This is a genomic window from Streptomyces profundus, from assembly GCF_020740535.1.
GTDB classification, from domain to species: Bacteria; Actinomycetota; Actinomycetes; order Streptomycetales; family Streptomycetaceae; genus Streptomyces; species Streptomyces profundus.
Genome location: NZ_CP082362.1, coordinates 1,317,429 through 1,341,695, shown reverse-complemented (window position 1 = coordinate 1,341,695; position 24,267 = coordinate 1,317,429). Strand labels below are relative to the sequence as shown.

The 24,267-nt window shown below is 72.0% G+C and carries 19 protein-coding genes; 9 read left to right on the top strand and 10 right to left on the bottom strand.

Features of this window, described 5'->3' with window-relative positions:
- Positions 1 to 5: 5 nt before the first annotated feature.
- Entirely contained in the window at positions 6 to 884 is an 879-nt protein-coding gene (panB, locus tag K4G22_RS05965) for a 3-methyl-2-oxobutanoate hydroxymethyltransferase (RefSeq protein ID WP_228078623.1), read from the bottom strand.
- A gap of 219 nt (positions 885 to 1,103) precedes the next feature.
- On the opposite strand from panB, the gene K4G22_RS05960 reads away from it, so the two are divergent.
- The 3 genes from K4G22_RS05960 (at position 1,104) to pspAB (ending at position 3,889) form a co-directional block, all read left to right on the top strand.
- The gene (locus K4G22_RS05960) at positions 1,104 to 2,132 is read left to right on the top strand and encodes an endonuclease/exonuclease/phosphatase family protein (protein ID WP_425336612.1); all 1,029 of its coding nucleotides are present in this window, start codon (positions 1,104 to 1,106) and stop codon (positions 2,130 to 2,132) included.
- Positions 2,133 to 2,297: 165 nt separating this feature from the next.
- Complete coding sequence (htpX, locus tag K4G22_RS05955) at positions 2,298 to 3,194, top strand: zinc metalloprotease HtpX (protein ID WP_228078622.1); 897 nt, start codon at positions 2,298 to 2,300, stop codon at positions 3,192 to 3,194.
- A gap of 110 nt (positions 3,195 to 3,304) precedes the next feature.
- Entirely contained in the window at positions 3,305 to 3,889 is a 585-nt protein-coding gene (pspAB, locus tag K4G22_RS05950) for a PspA-associated protein PspAB (protein ID WP_228078621.1), read from the top strand.
- Between the two features lie 59 nt (positions 3,890 to 3,948).
- Here the strand turns inward: pspAB and K4G22_RS05945 are convergent, their stop codons facing one another.
- Positions 3,949 to 5,094: a S1 family peptidase gene (locus K4G22_RS05945; protein WP_228078620.1), complete on the bottom strand. Its 1,146-nt coding sequence runs from the start codon at positions 5,092 to 5,094 to the stop codon at positions 3,949 to 3,951.
- Between the two features lie 194 nt (positions 5,095 to 5,288).
- Complete coding sequence (locus K4G22_RS05940; RefSeq protein WP_228078619.1) at positions 5,289 to 7,043, bottom strand: NAD+ synthase; 1,755 nt, start codon at positions 7,041 to 7,043, stop codon at positions 5,289 to 5,291.
- A 200-nt stretch (positions 7,044 to 7,243) separates the two neighbouring features.
- On the opposite strand from K4G22_RS05940, the gene K4G22_RS05935 reads away from it, so the two are divergent.
- Positions 7,244 to 8,392, top strand: coding sequence for a terpene synthase family protein (locus K4G22_RS05935; protein WP_228078618.1), 1,149 nt, complete (start codon positions 7,244 to 7,246; stop codon positions 8,390 to 8,392).
- Here the strand turns inward: K4G22_RS05935 and K4G22_RS05930 are convergent.
- The 5 genes from K4G22_RS05930 to K4G22_RS05910 all read right to left on the bottom strand — a co-directional run bounded on the left by K4G22_RS05930 (position 8,280) and on the right by K4G22_RS05910 (position 12,806).
- Positions 8,280 to 9,785 carry a cytochrome P450 gene (locus K4G22_RS05930; RefSeq protein WP_228078617.1) on the bottom strand — a complete coding sequence of 502 codons (1,506 nt, stop codon included), beginning with the start codon at positions 9,783 to 9,785 and terminating at the stop codon, positions 8,280 to 8,282. The two genes, K4G22_RS05935 and K4G22_RS05930, sit on opposite strands and share 113 nt — an antisense overlap.
- Positions 9,782 to 10,465, bottom strand: coding sequence for a GTP-binding protein (locus tag K4G22_RS05925; RefSeq protein WP_228078616.1), 684 nt, complete (start codon positions 10,463 to 10,465; stop codon positions 9,782 to 9,784). The genes K4G22_RS05930 and K4G22_RS05925 overlap by 4 nt, the downstream gene beginning before the upstream one ends.
- Entirely contained in the window at positions 10,446 to 10,847 is a 402-nt protein-coding gene (locus K4G22_RS05920; protein ID WP_228078615.1) for a DUF742 domain-containing protein, read from the bottom strand. The genes K4G22_RS05925 and K4G22_RS05920 overlap by 20 nt, the downstream gene beginning before the upstream one ends.
- Positions 10,844 to 11,233: a roadblock/LC7 domain-containing protein gene (locus K4G22_RS05915; protein ID WP_228083967.1), complete on the bottom strand. Its 390-nt coding sequence runs from the start codon at positions 11,231 to 11,233 to the stop codon at positions 10,844 to 10,846. The genes K4G22_RS05920 and K4G22_RS05915 overlap by 4 nt, the downstream gene beginning before the upstream one ends.
- 208 nt (positions 11,234 to 11,441) lie before the next feature.
- Positions 11,442 to 12,806: an ATP-binding protein gene (locus tag K4G22_RS05910; protein WP_228078614.1), complete on the bottom strand. Its 1,365-nt coding sequence runs from the start codon at positions 12,804 to 12,806 to the stop codon at positions 11,442 to 11,444.
- Positions 12,807 to 13,370: 564 nt separating this feature from the next.
- Here K4G22_RS05910 and glnA point away from each other — a divergent pair.
- From glnA to K4G22_RS05895, 3 genes are all read left to right on the top strand, one after another.
- Complete coding sequence (gene glnA / locus K4G22_RS05905) at positions 13,371 to 14,732, top strand: type I glutamate--ammonia ligase (protein ID WP_228078613.1); 1,362 nt, start codon at positions 13,371 to 13,373, stop codon at positions 14,730 to 14,732.
- Positions 14,733 to 14,885: 153 nt separating this feature from the next.
- Entirely contained in the window at positions 14,886 to 16,277 is a 1,392-nt protein-coding gene (locus tag K4G22_RS05900; protein WP_228078612.1) for an FAD-binding oxidoreductase, read from the top strand.
- Positions 16,278 to 16,387: 110 nt separating this feature from the next.
- Positions 16,388 to 19,381 carry a bifunctional [glutamine synthetase] adenylyltransferase/[glutamine synthetase]-adenylyl-L-tyrosine phosphorylase gene (locus K4G22_RS05895; RefSeq protein WP_228078611.1) on the top strand — a complete coding sequence of 998 codons (2,994 nt, stop codon included), beginning with the start codon at positions 16,388 to 16,390 and terminating at the stop codon, positions 19,379 to 19,381.
- Positions 19,382 to 19,623: 242 nt separating this feature from the next.
- Here K4G22_RS05895 and K4G22_RS05890 read toward each other — a convergent pair whose 3' ends face one another.
- Positions 19,624 to 20,463: a phosphatase PAP2 family protein gene (locus K4G22_RS05890; RefSeq protein WP_228078610.1), complete on the bottom strand. Its 840-nt coding sequence runs from the start codon at positions 20,461 to 20,463 to the stop codon at positions 19,624 to 19,626.
- A gap of 145 nt (positions 20,464 to 20,608) precedes the next feature.
- Positions 20,609 to 21,637, bottom strand: coding sequence for a LacI family DNA-binding transcriptional regulator (locus tag K4G22_RS05885; RefSeq protein WP_265590214.1), 1,029 nt, complete (start codon positions 21,635 to 21,637; stop codon positions 20,609 to 20,611).
- A gap of 294 nt (positions 21,638 to 21,931) precedes the next feature.
- Between K4G22_RS05885 and K4G22_RS05880 the strand changes: the two genes are divergently transcribed.
- Both K4G22_RS05880 and K4G22_RS05875 read left to right on the top strand, forming a co-directional pair.
- The gene (locus K4G22_RS05880) at positions 21,932 to 23,206 is read left to right on the top strand and encodes an extracellular solute-binding protein (protein WP_228078609.1); all 1,275 of its coding nucleotides are present in this window, start codon (positions 21,932 to 21,934) and stop codon (positions 23,204 to 23,206) included.
- Positions 23,207 to 23,238: 32 nt separating this feature from the next.
- On the top strand, positions 23,239 to 24,267 hold the full coding sequence (locus K4G22_RS05875) for a carbohydrate ABC transporter permease (RefSeq protein WP_425336610.1): 1,029 nt from the start codon (positions 23,239 to 23,241) through the stop codon (positions 24,265 to 24,267).

Here is a 24,267-nt window from a genome sequence, read left to right as displayed (position 1 = left end):
CCCCGTCAGTGGAAGCTGTGCTCCTCGGCGGGGTAGGCGCCGCCCACCACGTCCTCGGCGAACGCCCTGGCCGCGTCGCCGAGCGCCGTGCGCAGCTGCCCGTACTGCTTGATGAAACGGGGCGTCCGGCCGCCGGGCCAGTCCGTCATCCCCGCCATGTCCGTCCAGACCAGCACCTGGGCGTCGCAGTCGGCGCCCGAGCCGATGCCCACGGTCGGGATGTAGAGGCTGCGCGTCACCTCGGCGGCCAGCTCGGCCGTCACCAGCTCAAGCACCACGGCGAACGCGCCCGCGTCCTGCACCGCCTTGGCGTCCCGCAGCAGCTGCGCCGCCGCCTCCTCGCCGCGCCCCTGCACGGGGTGGCCGCCGAAGGCGTGGACGGACTGCGGGGTCAGGCCCACATGGGCCATCACCGGGATGCCGGACTCGACCAGCAGCCGCACCTGGTCGGCCGAACGCTCGCCGCCCTCCAGCTTGACCGCGCCGACGCCCGCCTCCTTCACCAGGTGCGTGGCGCTGCGCAGCGCCTGCGTGGGCCCCTCCTGGAAGGTGCCGAACGGCAGATCGCCCACGATCAGCGCCCGGCTGGTGCCGCGCACCACCGCCGCCGACAGCATCGTCATCTGCTCCAGGGTGACCGGCACCGTGCTCTCGTAGCCGAGCGCCGTGTTCCCCATGGAGTCGCCCACCAGCATCACCGGGATGCCCGCCTCGTCGAAGACCGAGGCGGTCATCGCGTCGTAGGCGGTGAGCATGGGCCACTTCTCGCCGCGCCGCTTGGCCGCCGCGATGTCCCTGACCGTGATCCGACGGCTGCTCTTGCCGCCGTAGAGCCCTGGCCGCTCCGGCTTGGCCGGTACCTGGGCAGGAGTGTGCTGCGTCATCACGCTGCTCCCTGTTCTTGGTGATCTCGAAGCGCCGTAACGGCGTCCCCGGACTTCCTCCATCGTCGCACCGACCGCCGACGGCGGGAAGTGGGGGGCGAAGATCGCGACTGATATAACGGAACCCCGCGCCGTTCCGTGGCCGTCTTGTCCCTTTGAAGCAGCGCGGATTCGAGCGGCGGAGCCCGGACGAATGCACGACGGTCAGCGAGGGCGCGAATGGCACATGTGGACACCCCGAAGGCAGGCCGGAGGGCGCTCGACGTGACAGCCGAGACGACCACCGACGAAGCGGGTGCCCCGAAGCCACGGTGGAGCGATCGGGTGGGGCGCTGGCGGCGCGGCCTGGTGCCCGCCGGGCTCGCCCTGGCCCTGGCGCTGCTGCTCATCGTGCACGCCAGGGTGCCCAACAAGATCGGCAACCTGGGCAGCCTGCTGGAGACGTTCCTCCCCTGGACCGGCCTCGCCGTCCCCGTGCTGGCGCTCTGCGCGGTGCTGCGCCGCTCCACCACGGCGCTGGCGGCGCTGCTGGCCCCGGTCCTGGTGTGGAGCAACCTCTTCGGCGGCCTGCTGTTGGACAAGACGGGGTCGGGCGGCGCGTTGATGGTGGTCAGCCACAACGTGGACGAGGGCAACGCCGACCACGCCGCCACGGCGGGCCAGCTGGCCGAGAGCGGCGCCGACGTGATCGCTCTCCAGGAGGTGCCGCAGCGGGAGCTGGCCACCTATGAGGAGGGGCTGGCGCGGGCCTATCCCTACCACGCCGTCGAGGGCACCATCGGGCTGTGGAGCCGCCATCCGATCGACGATGTGGCGCCGGTGGACACCGGGATGGGCTGGACGCGCGCGTTCCGTGGCACGGTGGCGACGGACAACGGTCCCGTCGCCGTCTATGTGGCCCATCTGCCGTCGGTGCGGGTGGAGTTCAGGTCGGGCTTCACCGCCGAGCGGCGGGACGAGGCGGCCGAGCTGCTCGGTCAGGCCATCGCGGACGAGCCGGTGGAGCACGCGGTGCTGCTCGGCGATCTCAACGGCACCATGAACGACCGGGCGCTGGCCCCGCTCACCTCCCAGCTGCGGTCCACCCAGGGGGCCGCGGGCGCCGGCTTCGGCTTCAGCTGGCCGGCTGACTTCCCCATGGCCAGGATCGATCAGATCCTGGTGCGGAGCCTGGAGCCGGTGTCCTCCTGGACGCTGCCATCGACCGGAAGTGATCATCTGCCGGTCGCCGCCCGCGTGGACTTCTGACGCGGTTCCGGCCCGGGGGTGACCGTTCGCACGGGGACGGTTGCCCTGGGTTGTCCCGGTCTCGTGCGCCCGCTCCCGCCTTCTCCCGTTGTTCTGGTTTTTGCTCCGGTTGTTTTACTTTTGAGAGACGTCCGGGAGTTGTGAGCTTCTTGGGAAGGGAGCGGTATGGCACGCACGCGGTTCGCCTCCGATCACGGCCTCACCCGTCGCATGGTGCTCACCATGTTCCTGATCGGGCTGTTGTACGTGGTCTTCGTGGGTGTGCTGATCGCCGCCTTCGGCCAGGCCTGGCCCCTGATCCTGGTCCTCGCCGGCGGGTTGTTCTTCGTCCAGTTCTGGTTCAGCGACCGGATCGCCGCCTACAGCATGGGCGCCCGGGAGGTCACCCCCGAACAGGCCCCCGAGCTGCACGGCGCCGTCGACCGGCTGTGCGCGCTGGCCGATATGCCCAAGCCCAAGGTGGCCATCGCCGACACCGACGTCCCCAACGCCTTCGCCACCGGGCGGAGCCAGAAGAAGTCCATGGTGTGTGCCACCACGGGCCTGCTCCGCCGGCTGGAGCCCGACGAGCTGGAGGGGGTGCTGGCGCACGAGCTGTCCCATGTGGCACACCGGGATGTGGCGGTGATGACGATCGCCGCGTTCCTGGGCGTGCTGGCCGGTCTGATCACCAGAATGGCCCTGTGGACGGGGCTCACTCGCGGTGGGCGTAACAATCAGAATGTGCTCTTCCTGCTGATCCCCCTGATCAGCGCTGTCGTCTATGTGATCAGTTTCCTGCTGACCCGGCTGCTCTCCCGCTACCGCGAGCTCTCCGCCGACCGCGCCGGGGCGCTGCTCACCGGCCGTCCCTCGGCGCTGGCCTCCGCGCTCACCAAGGTCTCGGGGCAGATGGGCCGCATCCCCACCCGCGATCTGCGGCAGGCCGAGCCGTTCAACGCGTTCTACTTCGCCCCCGCGCTCTCCGGGAACGGGGTGAGCAAGCTCTTCGCCTCGCATCCCACGCTTGAGCAGCGGCTCGACCGCCTCGGCCGGCTCTCCGCCGAGCTGGGCCGCCCCTGACCCGCCGGCCCCGCTGCCCCCCGACCCGACGGCCCTCTGACCCGCCGGCCCACTGACCCGCCGGCCTCGCTGGCCTCAACGAACCGACAGAAAGGCAGGCAAGCGACCACGTGGGCTTTCTCGACGCGATCCTTGGCCGACGCAAACCGGTCAAACCCGATCTGGACCAGCTCTTCGCCGTTCCCTCGGCCGCCATCACCCTTCAGGCCGGCGGGGGCTTCACCCCCACCGGGGCCGGCTCCGTCTGCTTCGCCAGCGTGGAGGGCGGGGCCTTCGCCGGGGTCCGCGACGAGGTGCACCAGCTGCTGGACGCCGATGTCGCCCAGGGGTCGACGCCCGTGGAGTTCAGCCAGGACGACCACGGCTACACCTGGCTGCTCGCCCGCCACCCCGCCGAGCGGCTCGCCGATCTGGTCAACGACCTGCACGCGGTCAACACGCTGCTGAAGGACGCCGGGTTCGGGCCCCAACTGCTCTGCTCGCTGGTCGGCTTCCGCGACCCCGAGGGCCAGCCGCTGGCCCTGGTCTACCTCTACAAGCGCGGCACCTTCTACCCGTTCGCGCCGCTGGCCGGCGGCAAGGAGCGCCGGGACAACGGCCTTGAGCTGCGGGTCCGCGCGCTGCTCGCCGACGACCTCAGGGTGGAGAACGACCTCAGCCGCTGGTTCCCCGTCTGGGGCGCGCCCGGCCTGTAGAGGCCGGGGCCGGTGAACGGCGGGCCGCCGCCCGAGGGGACGGCGGCCCACCGCGCGTGTCAGGCGGTGTGCAGGGTCAGCCCGTAGACCGAGAGGATCTCGTTGAGCGGCTGGTACCAGGTCTCACCGCCGCTGGAGCAGTTGCCCCAGCCGCCCGAGGTCACGCCCTGGCCCTGGTCGCCGCTGATATAGGCGCCGCCCGAGTCGCCGCCCTCGGCGCAGACGCTGGTCTTGGTCAGCTCGTGGACGAGATCGCCGTTGCCGTAGTTGACCGTCTCGTTCTTGGCCAGCAGGGTGCCGCAGTGCCAGCCGGTGGTCGAGCCCGAGCGGCAGATCGAGGCGCCGACCGGCGCCTCGGCCGAGCCGCGGACGAGCTGGTCGGAGACCGCGCCCCAGCCCAGTACGACCGGCTCCGTCCACCAGCCGCTGCCCACGCTCACCCAGGCGTAGTCGTTGCCGGGGAAGGACGAGCCCTGGAACTGCCCGATGTGCGAGCGGTCCCAGCCGAACACGTCCGCGCCCCGCGGTCCGCAGTGCCCGGCGGTGACGAAGCCGCCGTGCACGGAGAAGCCGATGGAACAGCGGACGTTGCCGGTGTAGTACGGGTCGCCGCCCACCGTGCCGGCGGCGAACGTCTGCGGCGCCTCGCCCACGGTGCGGACGGCGACGGGGCCCGCCTCCCGCGCCTCGTCGAGGAAGGCCGCGACCTCGGCCGTCGACTCGGTGCCCTCGACGACGTTGACCACCACGCTGTTGGCGCGGGGGTCGACCTGCCAGCTGGCCACCGCGTCGGGCGCGCCGACGCTGCCGGCGAGGGTGTCGATGGAGGCCATGGTGGTGTTCAGGGCCGCCTCGCTGTGCCGGACCAGCGTCGTCCTGGCGCCGGCCTCCTCGACCGCGCCCGCGTGGTCGTCGTCGGTGACGGCGACCACCAGGTCGCCGCTGGCCGGGTCGAACCAGCTGCCGCCGAACGCCGAGCCAGCCGCCTGCCGGGCGGCTGGCTCGATCTCGGTGGCGGCGGCCTCGTCGGCGAGCCGCTGCTCGGCCTGCTCGGCGGTGAGGCCGTAGTCCTGCTGGAGGGCCGTCAACAGGCCCTCGCCGGCGACCGGTTCGTCCGCCGAAGCGGTGGCGGCGCCGGTGCCGGCCAGCGCGCCGGCGACGAGCAGCGCGGACAGGCCAAGGCGCATGCCTCTGGTGCGTCTCATGGTGGGGGTTCTCCTTCGAGTGCTCTACCTGTGATGGGGCGGAACAGCGGAGACCGAGAGCGCTCTCATACTCTGCGGGGAGCAGCGTAGAACTATGTCGTGGACATGTCTAGACCAAGGGCGCCAACGACGGACACGGGCAACGAGGGGGTTCGAAACGGGCAACGGGCAACGGCCCGGTGCAGGCGGCGCGTTCAGTCGCCCTCGCGCCAGCCGTTGGTGATGGGCAGCCTGCGGTCCTTGCCGAAGCCCTTGGGGGAGATCTTGGTGCCCGGCGGGTACTGGCGGCGCTTGTACTCCGCCCGGTCGACGAGCCGCAGCACCCGGGTCACCAGCTCGGGGTCGAAGCCGTCGTCCACGATCGAGGCGCGGCCCTGGTCCCGGTCCACATAGCGCTCCAGGATCGCGTCCAGGGTGTCGTAGTCGGGCAGCGAGTCCGTGTCCACCTGCCCTGGGCGCAGTTCGGCGCTCGGCGGCTTGGCGATGGAGTTCTCCGGGATCGGCGGCGTCTCGCCGCGCCTGGCCGCCGCCTCGTTGCGCCATCGGGCCAGCCGGTAGACGCCGGTCTTGTAGAGGTCCTTGATCGGACCGAACGCGCCGACCGAATCGCCGTAGAGCGTGGAGTAGCCGACGGCCAACTCGCTCTTGTTGCCGGGGGCCAGCACGATCTGGCCCTCCTGGTTGGAGACCGCCATCAGCAGCGTGCCGCGCAGCCGGGACTGGAGGTTCTCCTCGGCGAGCCCGGTCAGCTCCACCTGGCTCAGATAGGCGTCGAACATGCCGCCGATCGGCACCGTCCGCAGGTGGAGGCCGGTGCGCCTCGCCAACTCCCGCGCGTCGTCGACGGAGTGCTCCGAGGAGTAGCGCGAGGGCATCGCCAGCCCGAAGACCCGTTCGGCGCCCAGCGCGTCGACGGCGATGGCCGCGCAGAGCGCCGAGTCGATGCCGCCGGAGAGCCCGATCAGCACCGAGTCGAAGCCGTTCTTCACCGTGTAGGCGCGCAGCCCCGTGACCAGCGCCCGGTATGTCTCCTCCGCCTCGTCGAGCCGTTCGGCCAACCCGCCGGGGTACGCGGGTTCATAGGGCGCGAGCGGCTCGGCGGTCAGCGTCAGATGGTCGATGGTGAGCCCGTCGTCGGCGCGCCCGGTGGGCGGCTCGTCGGGCGCCGCCGGCAGCGACAGATCCACCAGCAGGCACTCCTCGGCGAACTGCGGGCCCCTGGCGAGGACTTCGCCGTCCGCGTCCACCACCAGCGAGTCCCCGTCGAAGACCAGCTCGTCCTGGCCGCCGATCATCGCCAGATAGGCCAGCGCGCAGCCCGCCTCCCTGGCCCGCTTGCGCACCAGCTCCAGGCGGGTGTCCTCCTTGGCCACCTCGTAGGGCGAGGCGTTGATGGCCAGCAGCAGGCCGGCCCCCGCGGCGCGGGTGGCCGGCACCCGGCCGCCGTCCTGCCAGAGGTCCTCGCAGATCGCCAACGCCACGTCGACGCCGTGCACCCGCACCACGGGGAGCGTGTCGCCCGGGACGAAGTAGCGGTACTCGTCGAACACCCCGTAGTTGGGGAGGTGGTGCTTGGCGAAGGCCAGCCGCACCCGGCCGCCCTGGAGCACCGCCGCGGCGTTGCGCGGGGCGCCGGCCGGCTGCCCCACCTGCGGCTCGGCCTGCTCGGTGCGGTCCAGATAGCCGACCACCACCGGCACCTCGCCGAGGCCCTCGGCGTCCAGCCGGGCGGCCAGCTCGCGCAGCGCGGCCCGGCTGGCGGCGACGAACGAGCCGCGCAGCGCCAGGTCCTCCACCGGATAGCCGGTGAGCGTCATCTCGGGGAAGGCCACGAGGTGCGCGCCCCGCTGGACGCTGTGCCGGGTCCAGCGCAGCACCGCTTCCGCGTTGCCGGCCAGATCACCGACCCGGGAGTCGATCTGATTGAGGGCAAGTCGTAGCTGAGGCACGGGAGCGAGTGTAATCGTCCGACTGACGCAATGGGGGGCGTGGACGTCTCGTTTCGGTCGTAATGCGTGCCGGCGCGCGCCCCGTCACCTGCGGTGATCTCGCGACTACCGAAGCGATCCGGCCAGCGGCGGAAGGGTCCGCCGGTTGCCCGTGCGGCGGTTGGGGCAGAGCTTGGGCACGCGCATAAGGGGGTTGGCACATGCCGCAGGACGTGCGGTTCTTCCTGCCGTTCCCGCGCCGGGTCAATCCGCTGGGCGAGCGGTCGCGGGCGCACCACCTCGCCTGGGTCCGCGCCCATGGGCTGGTGGCCGAGGGGCCCGCGCTGCGCGCCTACGCCGACTGGCGCCTCACCGATCTGGCCGCCTACGCCTATCCGGACGCGAACGCCGAGGACATCGAGCTGGCCACGGACGCGGTCTGTCTCGGCTTCCCGCTGGACGACCAGTTCGACGGTGAGCTGGGGCGCAGCCCGAGCAGCGCGTCGCGGCTGAGCACCGCGCTGGCCGGCATCCCCTACCGGCCGCCGGGCGAGCGCCCGGCCGTGGATCTGCCGCTCACCCGCGCCTACGCCGACATGTGGCGGCGTGCCTCGGCCGGCATGTCCGACGCCTGGCGGCAGCGCGCCGCCGGCAACCTCACCCGCTTCTTCCGCTCCTATGTGGGCGAGGCGCGCAACCGCCTCTCGGGCGCCCCGCTGGACGAGAACGCCTATCTGTCGCTGCGCCGCCAGGCCGTCGGCACCGCCCCCTGCTTCGACCTGATCGAGCGCGCCGGCCGCTTCGAGGTGCCGGCCCGCGCCTACTGGAGCCGCGAGGTGCAGATCCTCACCCGCTGCGCCGGCGACGTGATCTTCCTCTGCAACGACGTCCACTCCCTGGAGCGCGAGGAGGCCCAGGGCGATCCGCACAACCTCGTGCTGATCCGGCAGCGCGCCCAGGGCTGCACCAGGGCCCAGGCGGTGCGCCAGGTCACCGCGCTGGTGCGGGGGCGTGTCGAGATGTTCCTCGAACTGTCGGGCCGGGTGCCCAGGATCGCCGCCCGCCTCGGCCTGGACACGGCGGGCCGGGTGGCCGTCGAGCGCTATCTGGAGGGGCTGAGCTGCTGGATGGCGGGGAACCAGCGCTGGGGCGTGGCCTCCGCCCGCTACGGGGGCGGCGCCGCCGGCCGGAGCGTGATCGGCGATCTCACCGTGCCGGGGGCCGCCCTGGGGCCCGCGGCCCCGCCATCCGGCGAGGTCAGCGGCCCCGCCGTTCCGGTGGGTGCTCGGCCCGCCGCTCCGCCGGCGCCGCCTCCGCCGAGCGGCTCAGCAGGCCGCGCAGCGCCGCCCAGAGCGACCGTCGCCCGCTAGCCGCCGGCGCGGCCCGCGCCGTCTCGGCCGCGTCGGGCGGCCCGGAGCGGCGCCGCCCAGGCGCCGCGCGGCGGCCGGGCGCCGGCGGCACGAGCGACAGCCGCTCGGCCCGGACGCGTGGCGTGAACTCCACGGGCAGCGCGACGAGATGGCGGGACCAGGTGGACGAGGACCAGGTCAGTTCGTCGGGCTCCAGCATCAGCCGCAGATCGGGCAGCCGGGAGAGGAGCACCTCGATGCCCGTCACGGTGATGGCCCGTCCGATGTCCTGGCCAGGACACTCGTGCGGCCCGCTGGTGAAGGAGAGATGCGAACGGTTGCCGTGCATCGGGGTGCTGGGGGAGGGGCGGATGGCGGGATCGGCGTTGGCCGCCGCCAGGCCGAGCAGTAAGAGATCACCCTTCCGGACGTTCTGTCCGCCCAACTCCACGTCCTCGCTGGCGAATCCGCCGGGGCAGACGGAGATCGGCGGCTCGTCCCAGAGGACCTGCTCCACCGCGGCCGGCAGCGTCATCCGGCCGCCGTGGAGCGAGCCACGGAACCTGGGGTGGGTGAAGACCACCCGCAGGGTGTTGACGATGAGGTTGGTGGTGGTCTCGTTGGCCGCGACCATCACCAGCCGAAGATGGTGCAGCACCTCGTCGTCGGAGAGGTCGGCCGGGTGCGCGATCAGCCAGGACGCCAGGTCGTGGCCGGGGGTGGTGTGCTTGGTGGCCACCAACTCCGTGAGGGCGTGCTGGAGATAGCGGTCGGCCTCCACCGCCTTCTCGGTGCCGATCAGCAGCTGTCGGCTGGCCTCGACCAGCTTCGGCCCCTCCTCCTCCGGCAGGCCGAGCACCACGGTCAGCACCAGCATCGGCAGCTGCTGCGCGTACTGGCTGAGGATCTCGGCCCGGCCCTCCGACGCGAAGCGGTCGATCAACTGGTGCCCGTAGACCTGCACATAGCGCCGCAGCCCGCGCCGGTCGAAGCGTTCGAGCGACTCGTTGACCGCGCCGCGCAGCCGCTGGTGGGTGCCGCCGTCCTGGTGGGTGCAGTCCGGGCCCCACAGCAGCACCGGGCCGATCGGGGAGTCGGCGCCGATCTCGCCGCGCTGCCACGGCGACCAGGCCCTGCCGTCCCTGCGGAACCGCCTGGGGTTGCGGGTGACCTGCAGGATCTCGTCGTAGCCGAGCACCAGCCAGGCCGGCAGGTCCCCTTCGAGCAGCACCGGGGCGACGGGCCCGTGCTCGGTGCGCAGCCGTTCGTACAGGCCCATCGGATCCGCCGAGGCGGCGGGGCCGTAGAGCCGTTGCACGCCGCCGGGGCCAGGGGCGCTCTGGTGGGCGGGGCAGCCGGGCGGCGGGCCGCCGGGCGGGCCAAAGGCGCGTGGCGGTTCGGGTGTGGCGGTCACGGTGCCTCCGAGGGGTGTGGGGGAGTGGCGGTGGATGCGGGCGCGGGTGTGGGGCCGGGGTCGGCCGGGGCGTTCTCGGTGGCTCGGCTGTAGAGGTGGCGCAGCAGGGTCAGCAGCACGTCCCGGCTGGAGTCGAACTTGCGGGCGTCGCAGCTGACCACCGGCACCCCCGTCGGCAGATCGAGGGCGGCACGCAGCTCGGGCACCGGGTACAGCGGGGCGTCGGGGAAGTTGTTGACCGCGACGACGAAGGGGACGCCGCACTCCTCCAGGCGGTCCATCGCCTGGAAGCTGTCCTCCAGGCGCCGGCTGTCGACCAGCACCACCGCGCCGAGCGCGCCCTCGATGACGCCGTTCCACAGGAACCAGAACCGCTGCTGCCCCGGGGTGCCGAAGAGGTAGAGCACCAGCCGTTCGTTGAAGGTGATCCGGCCGAAGTCCATGGCGACGGTCGTCTCCGTCTTCCGCTCCACGCCGGCCAGGTCGTCCACCCCTGCCCCCGCCTGGGTCATGGTCTCCTCGGTGGTCAGCGGGCGGATCTCGCTGACCGCGCCGACCATGGTGGTCTTGCCCACGCCGAAGCCGCCGACGACGACCACCTTGACCGACTGCTCGGCCGAGCTGGGCAGCAGGTCCTCCTCGCGGGGCCCAGGGGTGAACTCAGAGTCGTTGTAGGCCATCGATCAGTGCCTTCAGGGTGTCGAGGTCGGGATCGGCGGCGGCTGCGTGCTGTTCCACCCGGGTCTGCCTGACGTCCACCTGGGAGGTGTCGAGCAGATCCATGAGCAGCACGATCACCGCACTGAACGGAAGGCCGACGTAGGCCGAGATCTCCGCCACCGAGATGGGGTAGCGACACATGCGCAGCAGCGCGGCGTGCTCGGGGGACTGGCCGGCCTGGGGACCGGCCCTGGCCACCACGAGGGTGACCAGGTCGAGCGCCACGGCGTCCTTGGACTCGCTGCGGCCACCGGTCACCACATAGAGCGGAACGGGCTGGTCGTCGTCCGGCTTGCGGCGCGACGGCGATTCGTCCTCCTGTCCCCCGTCGGCGACGATCACGGGGTGGCCTGCTCGGGTGTCCTGGTGCCGGTGGAGAGGTGCTCGCCGATCCGCAGCACCAGATCGCGCATCCGCTGGCTGATCAGCCCCGGGTCCACCTCGGCGTCGGCGGTCACCGCCAGATAGGAGCGGTCCCCGGCCGACATCAGATAGAAGAAGCCGCCGGTCAGCTCCAGCAGCACCATCTTCACATCGCCCTCGTCGCCCGGGAGTTCGGTGGCGATGGACTGGGCCAGGCTCTTGATCCCGGAGGCGGCGGCTGCCAGCCGGTCCCCGCTGTCCCGCTCGCTGCCGTGCTGGGCCATGCACAGCCCGTCCGCCGACAGCACCACGATGTGCCGGATACACGGGACGGAGGCGGCCAGGTCCCTGAGCATCCAGTCCATGTCCTTGAACCGACGCTGTGTCACGTGCTTCTCACCCTTAATTCCGACTTGATCCGAGATGTGCGCCTTCGAGATAGCTTTCGAGGCAGCCTGAGCGACGGCCTTCGAGCCGCGTTCTGAGGCGGCGGTTGAGGCGGCGGCGAAGCGGCGACGGCGCCGTGCGGGTGCCATGGCCGCCGCGGCCCCGGCGCCCTCCTGGGCGCCCTCGCTAGGGGCTCGGCCGGTCGGCCTCGCCCGGCCCCTCGGCGGGCGGCGAGCCGTCGGGCTCCGACCTGATGCCGGCGAAGAACGCGTCCACCCACAGGCCCGACTCCCGCCGTTCGGGCGCCGGGCGCCGCGCGGCCTTGCGGGGCGGCGCCTGCCGGGGGGCCGGCCCGCCGCCGTTCGGCTCGGCGTGCCGACGCCTGCGGCGCTGCGGCAGACCGTTGGCGTTCCGCTCGTACTGCGGGGCGTCCTCGTCCAGTTCGCCGATCGGCAGATGCCACTGCGGGGTGGGGCGGATCGCCGGGATCGGGTACTTGGGCGGTGGGACGGCGGTGAGCAGGTCGTTGGGCAGGAAGACCACGGCGCGAACCCCCGCGCAGGTGGAGGGGCGCAGCGAGATCCGGACGCCGTGGTGGCTGGCCAGGATGCCGGCGACCCGCAGCCCGATGCGGGCCGTCTCGCCCAGGTCCTCCAGATCCAGACCGTCCACACCCTGTTGCAGCAGGAACTCGGCGCGCCGCCGCGACTCGTCGGTGAGGCCGGCGCCCTTGTCCTCGATGGACACCTCGATGCCCGACGCCACCTCCTCGGTGTTCATCACCACGCTGCTGCTGGGCGGGGAGTAACGGGTGGCGTTGTCGAGCAGCTCGCCCATGATCATGATCAGCGGTTCGACGGCGTGGCCGACCACCGCCGTCTCGATGACGCGGTGCTGCTCGACCCGGAGGTACTCGTTGATCGGGCCCGAGCCGGCGCGCATCACGTCGTGCAGCGAGATGGGCCTGGCCCAGCGCCGCACCGGGGCGCCGCCGCCGACCACAGCGAGGCTGGTGGCGAACCGGCCGGTGACGTTGATGCGGTGCTCCAGATGCATCAGATCGCTGAGCACGTCGGGGGTGCCGTGCCGGAACTGCATCTTGGCGATGTCGTCCTGGAGGCGGTGGATCTCGGACTGGATGCGGTGCGCGATGTTGACGATGGCCCGCTTGGCCGAGTCCCGCTGCAACTCCTTCTCCCGCAGCACGTCGAGGATGCCGTAGGCCATGCCCTCGAAGGCGGCGACGAGTTGGGGGTCCGAGGTGGTCTCCTCCGGCAGCTGGGGGATGACGTCGTCCTCCAGATCGCCGTTCTTCATCCGGTCGAGCGCCACCGGCAGCAGGTCGTAGGCCATCAGGTCGGCGTCGGCGAGATGGCGGCTCAGCCGGTCCTCGAGAAAGGCTATGGCCCTGCCCCGGCGCGCGGTCTCGCCGACGATCAGCAGCACCGCCGCCGTGGCCAGTCCGCCGCACCAGAGCACAGCGAGGCGGGCGTCGGCCGGGACCACGAACACGGCGCCCAGCGCGCCGAGCGCCACCAGGACCGGCGGCACGAACCACCGTCCGCTGGGCGGGACGGGTCGGCTGGTTCGCTGTAATGAACCGACGTGCACCATGGGGCTTCCTCACTGGCCTGCGACGGACGGACGGATACGACGGTGGCCCATGCCACTGACATAGGCGACAACTGGCCGTAGCGACCACAACTCGCTATGTGACACAGGAGAGTAGAGGTCCGCCGTCCCGCGCCGCAGGGACTTGCGCGAAGCTCCCCCGATCGGGCGGCCCGATCCACCGCCGAACGCCGTTCCGCTCCCGGAAGGCCCGGCGCTGACCTGCCGGTTCGCGCGAGCGCCCGGGTCGTCGGGGACGAGTGAGGCCAAGGCCCGAACTTTCCGGGTGCCGGCCCGGTGACCGCCGGCTGACCGGCCGGTCGCTGACCGCCGCCCGATCTCGGTCGACTTCGGCGCGGTGCCCCACAATGGACTCGAACGGCTCCCGGGCCGTCCGGTCGTCGAACCGCAATGCGGCGGAAATCCTGTGATGGGATGCTCTTCGGGCCCCGTCGGGCCCCGCAGCCGGGGACAGAGCCGTCTTACCAGCGAGGATGGGTGGAAATGGAGAAGCAGCAGGAGTTCGTGCTCCGCACGCTGGAGGAGCGGGACATCCGTTTCGTGCGGCTGTGGTTCACCGACGTGTTGGGCTTCCTCAAGTCCGTCGCGGTCGCTCCCGCCGAGCTGGAGCAGGCCTTCGAGGAGGGCATCGGCTTCGACGGCTCCGCGATCGAGGGCTTCGCCCGGGTGTACGAGTCCGACATGATCGCCAAGCCCGCGCCCAGCACCTTCCAGATCCTGCCCTGGCGCGCCGAATCCCCCGGCACCGCCCGGATGTTCTGCGACATCCTGATGCCGGACGGCTCCCCCTCCTACGCGGACCCGCGCTATGTGCTCAAGCGCGCGCTGGCCAGAAGCTCCGATCTGGGCTTCACCTTCTACACGCACCCCGAGATCGAGTTCTTCCTGCTCAACAAGAAGCCGGTGGACGGCACCCGGCCGACCCCCGCCGACTCCTCCGGCTACTTCGACCACACCCCGCAGAACGTCGGGATGGACTTCCGCCGGCAGGCCATCACCATGCTGGAGTCGATGGGGATCTCGGTGGAGTTCTCCCACCACGAGGGCGCCCCGGGGCAGCAGGAGATCGACCTGCGCTACGCCGACGCACTCTCGACGGCCGACAACATCATGACGTTCCGGCTGGTGATGAAGCAGGTGGCGCTGGAGCAGGGCGTGCAGGCCACGTTCATGCCCAAGCCGTTCTCCGAGTTCCCCGGCTCCGGGATGCACACCCACCTCTCGCTCTTCGAGGGCGACCGCAACGCCTTCCACGAGACCGGCGCGGAGTACCAACTCTCCAAGGTCGGCCGTTCGTTCATCGCCGGCCTGCTCCGGCACGCGGGGGAGATCTCGGCCATCACCAACCAGTGGGTCAACTCCTACAAGCGGATCTGGGGTGGCGCCCAGCGCACGGCCGGGGCCGGCGGCGAGGCCCCCAGCTACATCTGCTGGGGCCACAACAACCGCTCCGCGCTGATTCGGGTGCCGATGTACAAGCCGGGCAAGACCGTCTCGACGCGGGTCGAGGTGCGCTCGCTGGACTCGGGCGCCAACCCCTACCTCGCCTACGCGGCGCTGCTGGCCGCGGGCCTCAAGGGGGTCGAGGAGGGGTACGAGCTCCCGCCGGGCGCCGAGGACGACGTCTGGGCGCTGACCGACCGGGAGCGCAGCGCCCTGGGCATCGAGCCGCTGCCGCAGAACCTGGGGGAAGCCATTCAGCTGATGCAGCGCAGCGAACTGGTCGCCGAGACCCTCGGCGAACATGTCTTTGATTTCTTCCTCCGCAACAAGCGCCAGGAGTGGGAGGAGTACCGCTCCGAGGTGACCGCCTTCGAGTTGCGCAAGAACCTGCCGGTCCTCTAAAGGGTCGGCGGCCGGCGGGTGGGCGTACCCGGGGGCGCGCGTGGGTAGCCGTGCGCTCCCTGGTGATGCGGCGACGCTCATACGAGGGATGTAAGACGGCCCTCCTGGCCTCAAGACTGTGTGCTCCCCAGCGCACTTCCGAGAGGACCTCACGTGCCCGCCCATCCGCTCGCCGAGCAGCTCGCCCGGCACCTGCGCGGCGCCGTGTTCGACCCGGGCGACGCGAGCAGCGCCGCCTCCGAACCCGCCGCCCCGCCCGCCCCCTTCAACGGCATCGCCCGCCACCGCCCCGCGCTGACCGTCGCCGCCGAGGACCGGGACGACATCCGCACCGCCGTCGCGCACGCCGCCGAGCAGGGGCTGCCGGTCGCCGTCCGGGCCACGGGGCACGGCATCACCAGGCCGGCCGACGGGGGCCTGTTGATCAGCACCCACCGGATGAACGAGGTCCGCGTCGACCCGGCCACCCGCACCGCGCGGGCCGCCGCCGGGGTCCGCTGGGAGCAGGTGATCAGGGCCGCCTGGGCACACGGCCTGGCCCCGCTCAACGGATCGTCCCCGCTGGTCGGCGTCGTCGGCTACACCCTGGGCGGCGGCCTGGGGCCGCTGGCCAGGCGCTACGGCTACGCGGCCGACCTGGTCACCCGGATCGAGGTGATCACCGCCGACGCCCGGGTCCGACAGGTCAGCGCCGGCGACGACGCCGACCTCCACTGGGGGCTGCGGGGCAGCAAGGACAACCTCGGCATCGTCACCGAGCTGGAGTTCGGCCTGGTCCCCGTCGACCGGTTCTACGGCGGCGGCCTCTACTTCCCGGGATGGGCGGCGGCGGAGGTCTCCCACACCTGGCGGCAGTGGACGGCCACCGTCCCCGAGACCATGACCAGCTCGCTGGCCCTGGTGCGGCTCCCCGACTGGCCCCAGCTCCCCGAGCCGCTGCGCGGCGCGCACACCGTCCATCTGCGGGTCGCCCACACCGGTCCTGTCGCCGAGGGCGAGGCGCTGCTCGCCCCGCTGCGCGCCGTCACCAGGCCGCTCTACGACACCGTCACCGAACGCCCCTATCTGGAGATCGCCCGGGTGCACGACGACCCCGTCGAACCGCTGGACCACCACGCGCACTCGGTGATGCTGCGCGACCTCGACGCGGCGGCCGTCGACCAGGTGCTGACCCTGGTCGGGCCCGAGGTGTCCCAGTGCCCCGCCTACATGGTCGAACTGCGGCACCTGGGCGGCGCCGCCGGACGTCCCCCCGCCGTGCCCAGCGCCGTCGGCAACCGGGACGCCGCGTTCAGCCTGATGGTGATCTCCCCGCCCGGCAGCACCAGCGCCTACGCCGACGCGCTGCTCAAGCGCATGATCCCGTGGTCCACCGGCCGCGCCTACGTCAACTTCCTCACCGGGCCGCTCGCCATCTCCTCGGCCCCCGAGGTCCACGACCCCTGCGATCTGGCGCGGCTCGCCGAGCTGAAGCGCCGCCACGACCCGGACAACATGTTCCGTTTCAACCACAACATCACCCCGGCCAGGGAGCGCGGTGCCTGAACCGGCGAGCCCGGAGCATGGTTACCCTCTATGCCGGAGACGCCGACAGGACCGGCCGGCGAGAACGGGCGGCCGGTCGTCGGGTCAGCGACCGAGAGGGGACGACCACGGTGCCGGTCGGAGGGCGACGGGACAGCCGCTTTGGACAACTGGCGCGCCGCGGGTTCACGGACCCGTCCGCCGCCGAACGCCTGCTGGAGACGACCCCGCTGCGCCCCGCGGCCCAGCACACCGCGCTGCTTGACGCGCTGGGCGCCACCGCCGACCCCGACCAGGCGCTGCGCGCCCTCGCCCGGCTGGTCGAGGCCCAACCCACGGACGAGCGCGCCCGCCTGCTGGACACCCTGCTGGCCGCCAAACCCCTGCGCGACCGGCTGCTCGCCGTGCTGGGCGCCTCCGAGGGGCTGGCCGACGAACTGGTGCGGCACCCGGCCACCTGGAAGGCGCTGCACGCTTTCGAGACCGCCGACCTCCACCCCGGTACCGAGGAGTTCGGCGCCGCGCTCGCCACCGCCCACGACCGGGACGCCCTCCGCGTCGGCTACCACCGCGCGCTGCTCACCATCGCCGCCCGCGACCTCACCGGCACCGCCGGCTTCACCGAGACCGCCGCCGAACTCGCGGACCTGGCCACCGCCACCCTCAGGGCCGCGCTCCGGATCGCGGGCGCCGGCGCCCCCGCCGACGTCGCCCAGTGCCGTCTCGCGGTGATCGCCATGGGCAAGGCGGGCGGCCGGGAGCTCAACTACGTCTCCGACGTCGACGTGATCTTCGTCGCCGAACCCTTCGAGGGCGTCGAGGAGGAGGTCGCCCTGCGCGCCGCCACCCGGCTGGCCTCGGCGATGATGCGGATCTGCTCCGACCGCACAGCCGAGGGCACCATCTGGGAGGTCGACGCCAACCTCCGCCCCGAGGGGCGCAACGGCCCGCTGGTGCGCACCCTCAGCAGCCATCTCGCGTACTACCGGCGCTGGGCCAAGACCTGGGAGTTCCAGGCGCTGCTCAAGGCCCGCCCGGTCGCCGGCGACCCCGAGCTCGGCGCCGCCTACTGCTCGGCCGTCGCCCCCCTGGTGTGGCAGGCGGCCGAACGGGAGAACTTCGTCCCCGACGTGCAGCGGATGCGGCGCCGGGTGGAGAGCTCCATCCCCGCGGCCCAGCTGGAGCGCGAACTCAAGCTCGGCCCCGGCGGGCTGCGCGACGTGGAGTTCGCCGTCCAACTCCTCCAGCTGGTCCACGGCCGCGCCGACCCCGAGCTGCGGGACGCCACCACCCTGGACGCGCTGGCCGCGCTCGCCGCCGGCGGCTATGTCGGCCGCACGGACGCCGCCGACCTCGACCGCTCCTACCGCTTCCTGCGCACCGTCGAGCACCGCATACAGCTCTACCGGCTGCGCCGCACCCACCTGATGCCCACCGACGCCGCCGACCTGCGCCGACTCGGCCGCTCCCTCGGCTTCACCGTCGACCCCGTCAAGGAGCTCACCGACACCTGGCGCCGGCACACCTCGGGCGTCAGGCGACTCCACGAGAAGCTGTTCTACCGGCCGCTGCTGGACGCGGTCGCGCGCCTTGAGGTCGGCCAGCAGGTCAGGCTCGGCGAGGGCGCGGCCAAGGAACGCCTTGAGGCCCTCGGCTACACCGACCCGGCCGCCGCGCTGCGCCACCTCTCCGCCCTCGCCTCCGGCGTGACCCGCAAGGCGGCCATCCAACGCACCCTGCTGCCCGTCCTGTTGGACCGGTTCGCCGACTCGGCCGACCCGGACGCCGGACTGCTCGGCTTCCGCAAGGTCTCCGACGCGCTGGGCAGCAGCCCCTGGTACCTGCGGCTGCTGCGGGACGAGGGCGCGGCGGCCGAGAACCTCGCCCGGGTGCTCTCCGCCGGCCGGCTCGCCCCCGACCTGCTGCTGCGCGCGCCCGAGGCCGTCGCCCTGCTCGGCGACCCCGCCGGGCTCGAACCGCGCGGCCGGACCGCGCTCACCCAGGAGGTGCGCGCCGCCACCCGCCGGGCCAGCGGCCCCGAGGCCGCCGCCACCGCGGCGCGCGGCGTGCGCCGACGCGAGCTCTTCCGCACGTCGGCCGCCGACATCATCGGCGCCTACGCCCCCGAGGGCACGCCAGGCTCGGCCGCCGACGTCGCCGCCGGCCTCGACCAGGTGGGCGACGCGCTCACCGATATCAACGCGGCGACGCTGGTCGGCGCGTTGGACGCGGCCCTCGCCGCGCGCGGCGACGCCGAGCCGCTGACCCGCCTCGCGGTGATCGCCATGGGCCGGTTCGGCGGCGGGGAGCTGTCCTACGGCTCGGACGCGGACGTCGTCCTCGTCCACGAGCCGCTGCCAGGCGTCGACGAGCGGGCCGCGGCCGACGCCGCCAGAAGCCTGGCCAACGAGATGATCCGGCTCCTCCAACTGCCCAGCGTCGACCCGCCGTTGCTGGTTGACACCGATCTGCGCCCCGAGGGCCGCAACGGGCCGCTCGTCCGCTCGTTGGCCAGCTACGCCGCCTACTACCGGCGCTGGTCGCTGATCTGGGAGAGCCAGGCCCTGCTGCGCGCCGAACCGGTCGCCGGGGACGCCGGATTGGGCCGGCGGTTCATCGAGCTGATCGACCCGATGCGCTATCCGCGCGAGGGCGTCAGCCAGGACGCGGTGCTGGAGATCCGGCGCGTCAAGGCCCGGATGGAGGCCGAACGGCTGCCGCGCGGCGCCGACCCCACCACCCACACCAAGCTGGGCAGGGGCGGCCTCTCCGACATCGAGTGGACGGTCCAACTCCTCCAGCTGCGCCACGCGGCGGAGGTGCCCGAGCTCCGCGTCACGGGCACCCGTCCCGCGCTGGCCGCCGCGACCTCCGCCGGCCTGCTGGCCGCCGACGACGCGGAGATCCTCGACGAGGCGTGGGTGCTGGCCTCCCGGGTGCGCAACGCGGTGATGCTGGTGCGGGGCCGCCCGCTGGACACGTTCCCCAACGACACCAGGGAGACGGCGGCGGTCGCCCGCTACCTCGGCTACGAGCCGGGCACGGCGGGGCGCATGCTCGACGACTACCGCCGCGTCACGCGCCGAGCGCGCGCCGTGGTGGAACGCCTCTTCTACGAATCCTGACCCGCGGCGCCCTCGCCGGGCCGGCCAGCCGCCACCGGGTCGGTGCCCTGGCGCCCCTCGCCTCGGCCGGCCCGGCCAGGGCCTACCGGGCCGTGTCCGGAAAGTCCCGGCCGGGCCCGCGACTCTCCCAGCGGATGGGGGCGCCCCCCAGACCGCGTCAGGCCCCAAGGGCCTGGGAGAGCACCGCGTCTGACACCGCGGGCCGATCCGACGGGATTTTCGGGGACACGGCCTAGCCGGGCCTACTGGTCCGGGCCGGCGCGCTCGGCGCCGGTCGCCGTGCCACCGCCGGAGGCGACCTCGCGGGGGAGGCGGTAGCAGAGACGGCCGTACCAGACGCGGGCGATCAGGTAGCCGGCGGCGAGGCAGATCACGCCGCCGACCGCGTCCAGCCAGAAGTGGTTGGCGGTGGCGACGATCACCAGCAGGGTGACGATCGGGTAGAGCACCCCGAGCGCCTTGATCCACAGCGGCCTGGCCAGCACGGCTATCGTGATGCCGCACCAGACGGACCAGCCGATGTGCATGGACGGCATCGCGGCGTACTGGTTGGAGACCGAGGCCATCGCGCTGTCCTCGGCGGAGAGCGAGCCCCAGGTGTCGTGGACGAGCGCGGTGTCGATGAAGTCCATGCCCTCCATCAGCCGGGGCGGCGCCAGGGGGAAGAAGTAGTAGCCGAGCAGCGCCACGCCCGTGGTGGCGAAGAGCACCAGGCGGGTGGGCCCGTAGCGGCCCGGGTGGCCGCGGAAGAGCCAGACCAGCACGGCGATGGTGACCACGAAGTGCAGCGTGGCGTAGTAGTAGTTCATCGAGACGATCAGCCAGGTCACGCCCTCCACCGCGTGGTTGACCGAAAGCTCGAACGCCAGCCCGAGATGCCCCTGGATGTCCCAGATCCACTGGGCGTGTTTCTGGGCGTCGCCCACCCGGTCGGGGGCGGCGTTGCGGATCGCCGAGTAGATGGCGTAACTGACGCCGATCAGCAGCAGTTCGAACCAGATGCGCGGTCTGCCGGGCAGCCGCGAACGGGAGAATCGTCTGGTGGGGGCGGTCTGGCTCGCTTCTCGGTCGGGCACGGACACGGCCGCTTCTACTCGTTCACTTTCAGGACTGACGCTGGTTGCCCCCATGGGCCACTAGTCTGCCAGAGCGATGCCGTCCGCCCGATCATCCTCCGGTCTGGTCTTCGGCCCGGTGGTTCTCCGTCGTACGGGGGAGATGTCCCGGTCAGGGTCGCCGGCCCGCCGGCGCGGCGGCGGTGGAGCCGCGCACCACCAGCTCGGGGAGGAAGACGAACTCGCTGGGCGGCGCCGGGGTGCCCCCGACCTCCTCCAGCAGCGCCCGCACCGCGGCCTGGCCCATGGCCGTGACCGGCTGGCGAATGGTGGTCAGCGGCGGGTCGGTGAAGGCGATCAGCGGCGAGTCGTCGAAGCCGATCACGGAGCAGTCCCCCGGGGCGGCGAGCCCGCGCTGCCTGGCCGCGCGGATCGCGCCCAGGGCCATCATGTCGCTGGCGCAGATCACCGCGGTGCAGCCGGCGTCCAACAGGGCGCCGGCCGCGGCCTGTCCGCCCTCCAGGGTGAAGAGCGAGTGCTCGATCAGCCGCTCGGCCCGTTCGGCCGGCACGTCGAGCTCGGCCGCCATGGCGCTGAGGAAGCCCTCGACCTTGCGCCGCACCGGGACGAACCGGATGGGCCCGAGGGCGAGGCCGATCTCGCGGTGCCCGAGCGACGCGAGATGCGTCACGGCCAGGCTCATCGCCGTCCGGTCGTCGGGGGAGACGAACGGGGCGCGCACGCTGGGGGCGTAGCCGTTGATCAGGACGAAGGGAACGCCGCCGGCGCGCAGTCGGTCGTAGCGCTCCATGTCGGCCGAGGTGTCGGCGTGCAGGCCCGAGATGAAGATGATCCCGGCGACGCCACGCTCCACCAGCATGCTGGTCAGCTCGTCCTCCGTCGAGCCGCCCGGGGTCTGGGTGGCGAGCACGGGCGTGTAGCCCTGACGGGTGAGCGCCTGGCAGATGACCTGGGCGAACGCGGGGAAGATCGGGTTCTCCAGCTCGGGGGTGATCAGCCCGACGAGGCCGGCGCTGTGCTTCTGGAGGCGGGAGGGGCGTTCGTAGCCCAGCAGATCGAGCGCGGCCAGCACGGATTCGCGGGTGCCCGAGGCGACGCCCGGCTTGCCGTTCAACACCCGGCTGACGGTTGCCTCACTGACCCCCGCCTGGGCTGCGATATCGGCTAGCCGTGCGGTCACGCTTCCGGACCTTACCGGTCGCCGCCGACCGTGCCCACCGCCCTGGGGAGTCTGTGGGTGAATGTGGTGATTTCTCGGAACCCTGACGGGGGGAACGCCGTCCGCCGGGCGGACAACTGTGCGCTCCGTGGTGGGAAAAGACCTGTACAGCGCACCCTTGCAGAAATTTGCCGCAAGGTCTTTCCAAAATCTTGCGGCACTGTTACGTTCCTGCTCGGCCCGGCGTCGCAGTGGCGCGGCGCATAGGGTGGGACATATCGCCCTGATTCGGGCGTAACGGTTGAAGGAGTTCACATGCGGCGCAGCATAGGGACCACGGCCGTGCTGGCAGCACTGGCTGTTGCGGCAACAGCTTGCGGCGGGGACGACGGTGGCGACGGCGGGGGTAACGGCGGGGGCAGCAGCTCCGAGGGGGACGGCAAGCTCTCCGGCACGGTCACCTACTGGGACACCTCCAACGAGACCGAGGCCGCGGTCTTCCAGGCCGTCGCCGAGGAGTTCGCCGACGAGCACCCCGGGGTCACGGTCGACTACGTGAACGTCGGTTTCGACGACGCGCAGAACCGGTTCAAGAACGCGGCCGGCGCCAACGAGGCCCCCGACGTGATGCGCACCGAGGTGGCCTGGGTCGCCGACTTCGCCAGCCTGGGCTACCTCTACCCGCTGGACGACACGGCCGCCCTGGACAACCAGGACGACTTCCTCGACGAGCCCTGGGCCAGCACCCAGTACGACGGCCAGACCTGGGCGGTGCCGCAGGTCACCGACACCCTGGCGCTCTTCTACAACAAGGAGCTGCTGGCGGAGGCCGGGGTCGAGGTGCCCGAGTCGCTCGACCAGATCCGGCAGGACGCCGACGCCTACGAGGCCGTCGGCACCGTCCCGCTCTATGTGCGCGGCGACGACCCGTACTGGTTCTTCCCCTTCCTCTACGGCGAGGGCGGCGACTTGGTGGACGCCGACGCCGAGCGGGTCACCATCGACGACGAAGCCGGCGTCGCCGCCTTCGAGCAGATGAACGACCTGATCGAGTCCGGTGCCGCGATCACCGACACCAGCGACGGCTGGGAGAACATGATGTCCGGGTTCGCCGGCGGCGACGTGGCCATGATGATCAACGGTCCCTGGGCGATCGCCGACGCCACCGAGGCGCTGGGCGACAACCTCGGCGTGGCCCCCGTGCCGGCCGGCAGCCAGGCGCAGGGCTCCCCGCTGGGCGGCTGGAACTACGGCATCTACGCGGGCACCCCGGACGCCGAGGCGTCCATGGAGTTCGTCAAGTACATGAGCTCGGCCGAGACCCAGGCGCGGATCACCGAGGAGCTGAGCCTCCTGCCCACCCGCGAGTCCGTCTACGCGGAGCCGGCGGTCGAGGCCAACGAGATGGTGCAGTTCTTCAAGCCGGCGGTCGACGTCGCCCACGAGCGGCCCTGGATCCCGCAGGCGCAGTCGCTCTTCGAGCCGCTGCGGATCTCCATCGAGTCCATGCTGACCGGCTCCGCCTCCCCCCAGGAAGCGGCCCAGGACACCGGGAACACCTACCGTGACCTGCTCGAAGACTGGAGCTGACCGGGGCCTCGGCAGGACGGAGGGCCGACACCATGGCTGACGCTGTGCACACTCCCAGCACGCCGACTCCCGAGCCGGGCCCGGCTCCGGCCGGGGCGGAGGGCGCCCCGCGCGCCCGCCGCCCCGGCGCGGGGCGCCCGCCGCTCCGCCACCGGCTGGGCGACTACTGGTACGCCTGGGCGATGATCGCCCCGGTGGTCGCCGTGATCACGGTGATCATCGGCTGGCCGCTGGTGCGGGGGGTCTATCTCTCGCTCACCGACGCGGACGAGTCCAACGTCGAGCGGCGGATCGGTGTCAACACCATCGAGGCGACCTACGAGTTCGTGGGGCTGGAGAACTACAAGGACATCCTCACCGACAACACCTTCTGGGACCGGCTCGGTTGGACCGTGCTGTGGACGGTGGCCTGTGTCGGCATCACCTTCTGTATCGGCCTCGGCCTGGCCAACATGCTCAACCGGGCGTTCCGGGGCCGCACGCTCTACCGGATGGCGCTGATCCTGCCCTGGGCGATCCCGGCCTTCGTGTCGATCTTCGCCTGGCGGATGCTCTTCAACGAGCGCAACGGCATCCTCAACGGGATGTTGGAGAAGGGCGGCATCGAGGGCATCGCCTGGCTCTCCGACCCGACCTGGGCCAAGATCGCCGTGATCGGGGTCAACGTCTGGCTGGGCGTCCCGTTCATGCTGATCGCCATGCTGGGCGCGCTCCAGTCCATCCCCGCCGAGCAGTACGAGGCGGCCGAGATGGACGGGGCCAACCCCTGGCAGCGGTTCCGCAACATCACGCTGCCCGGGGTGCGTCCGGTCGCCATGACGGTGGTGCTGCTGAGCACCATCTGGACGTTCAACATGTTCCCGGTGATCTTCCTGCTGACCCGGGGCGGCCCGGCGGGCTCCACCGACATCCTGGTGACCGAGGCGTACCGCCTGGCCTTTATCGCCAGCCCACGGGACTTCGCCTCCTCGGCGGCCTGGGGCGTGTTGATTCTGCTGCTACTGGTGCTGTTCGCGATCGCCTACCGCAGAGCGCTGCGCCGACAGGGAGAGGTGTGGTGA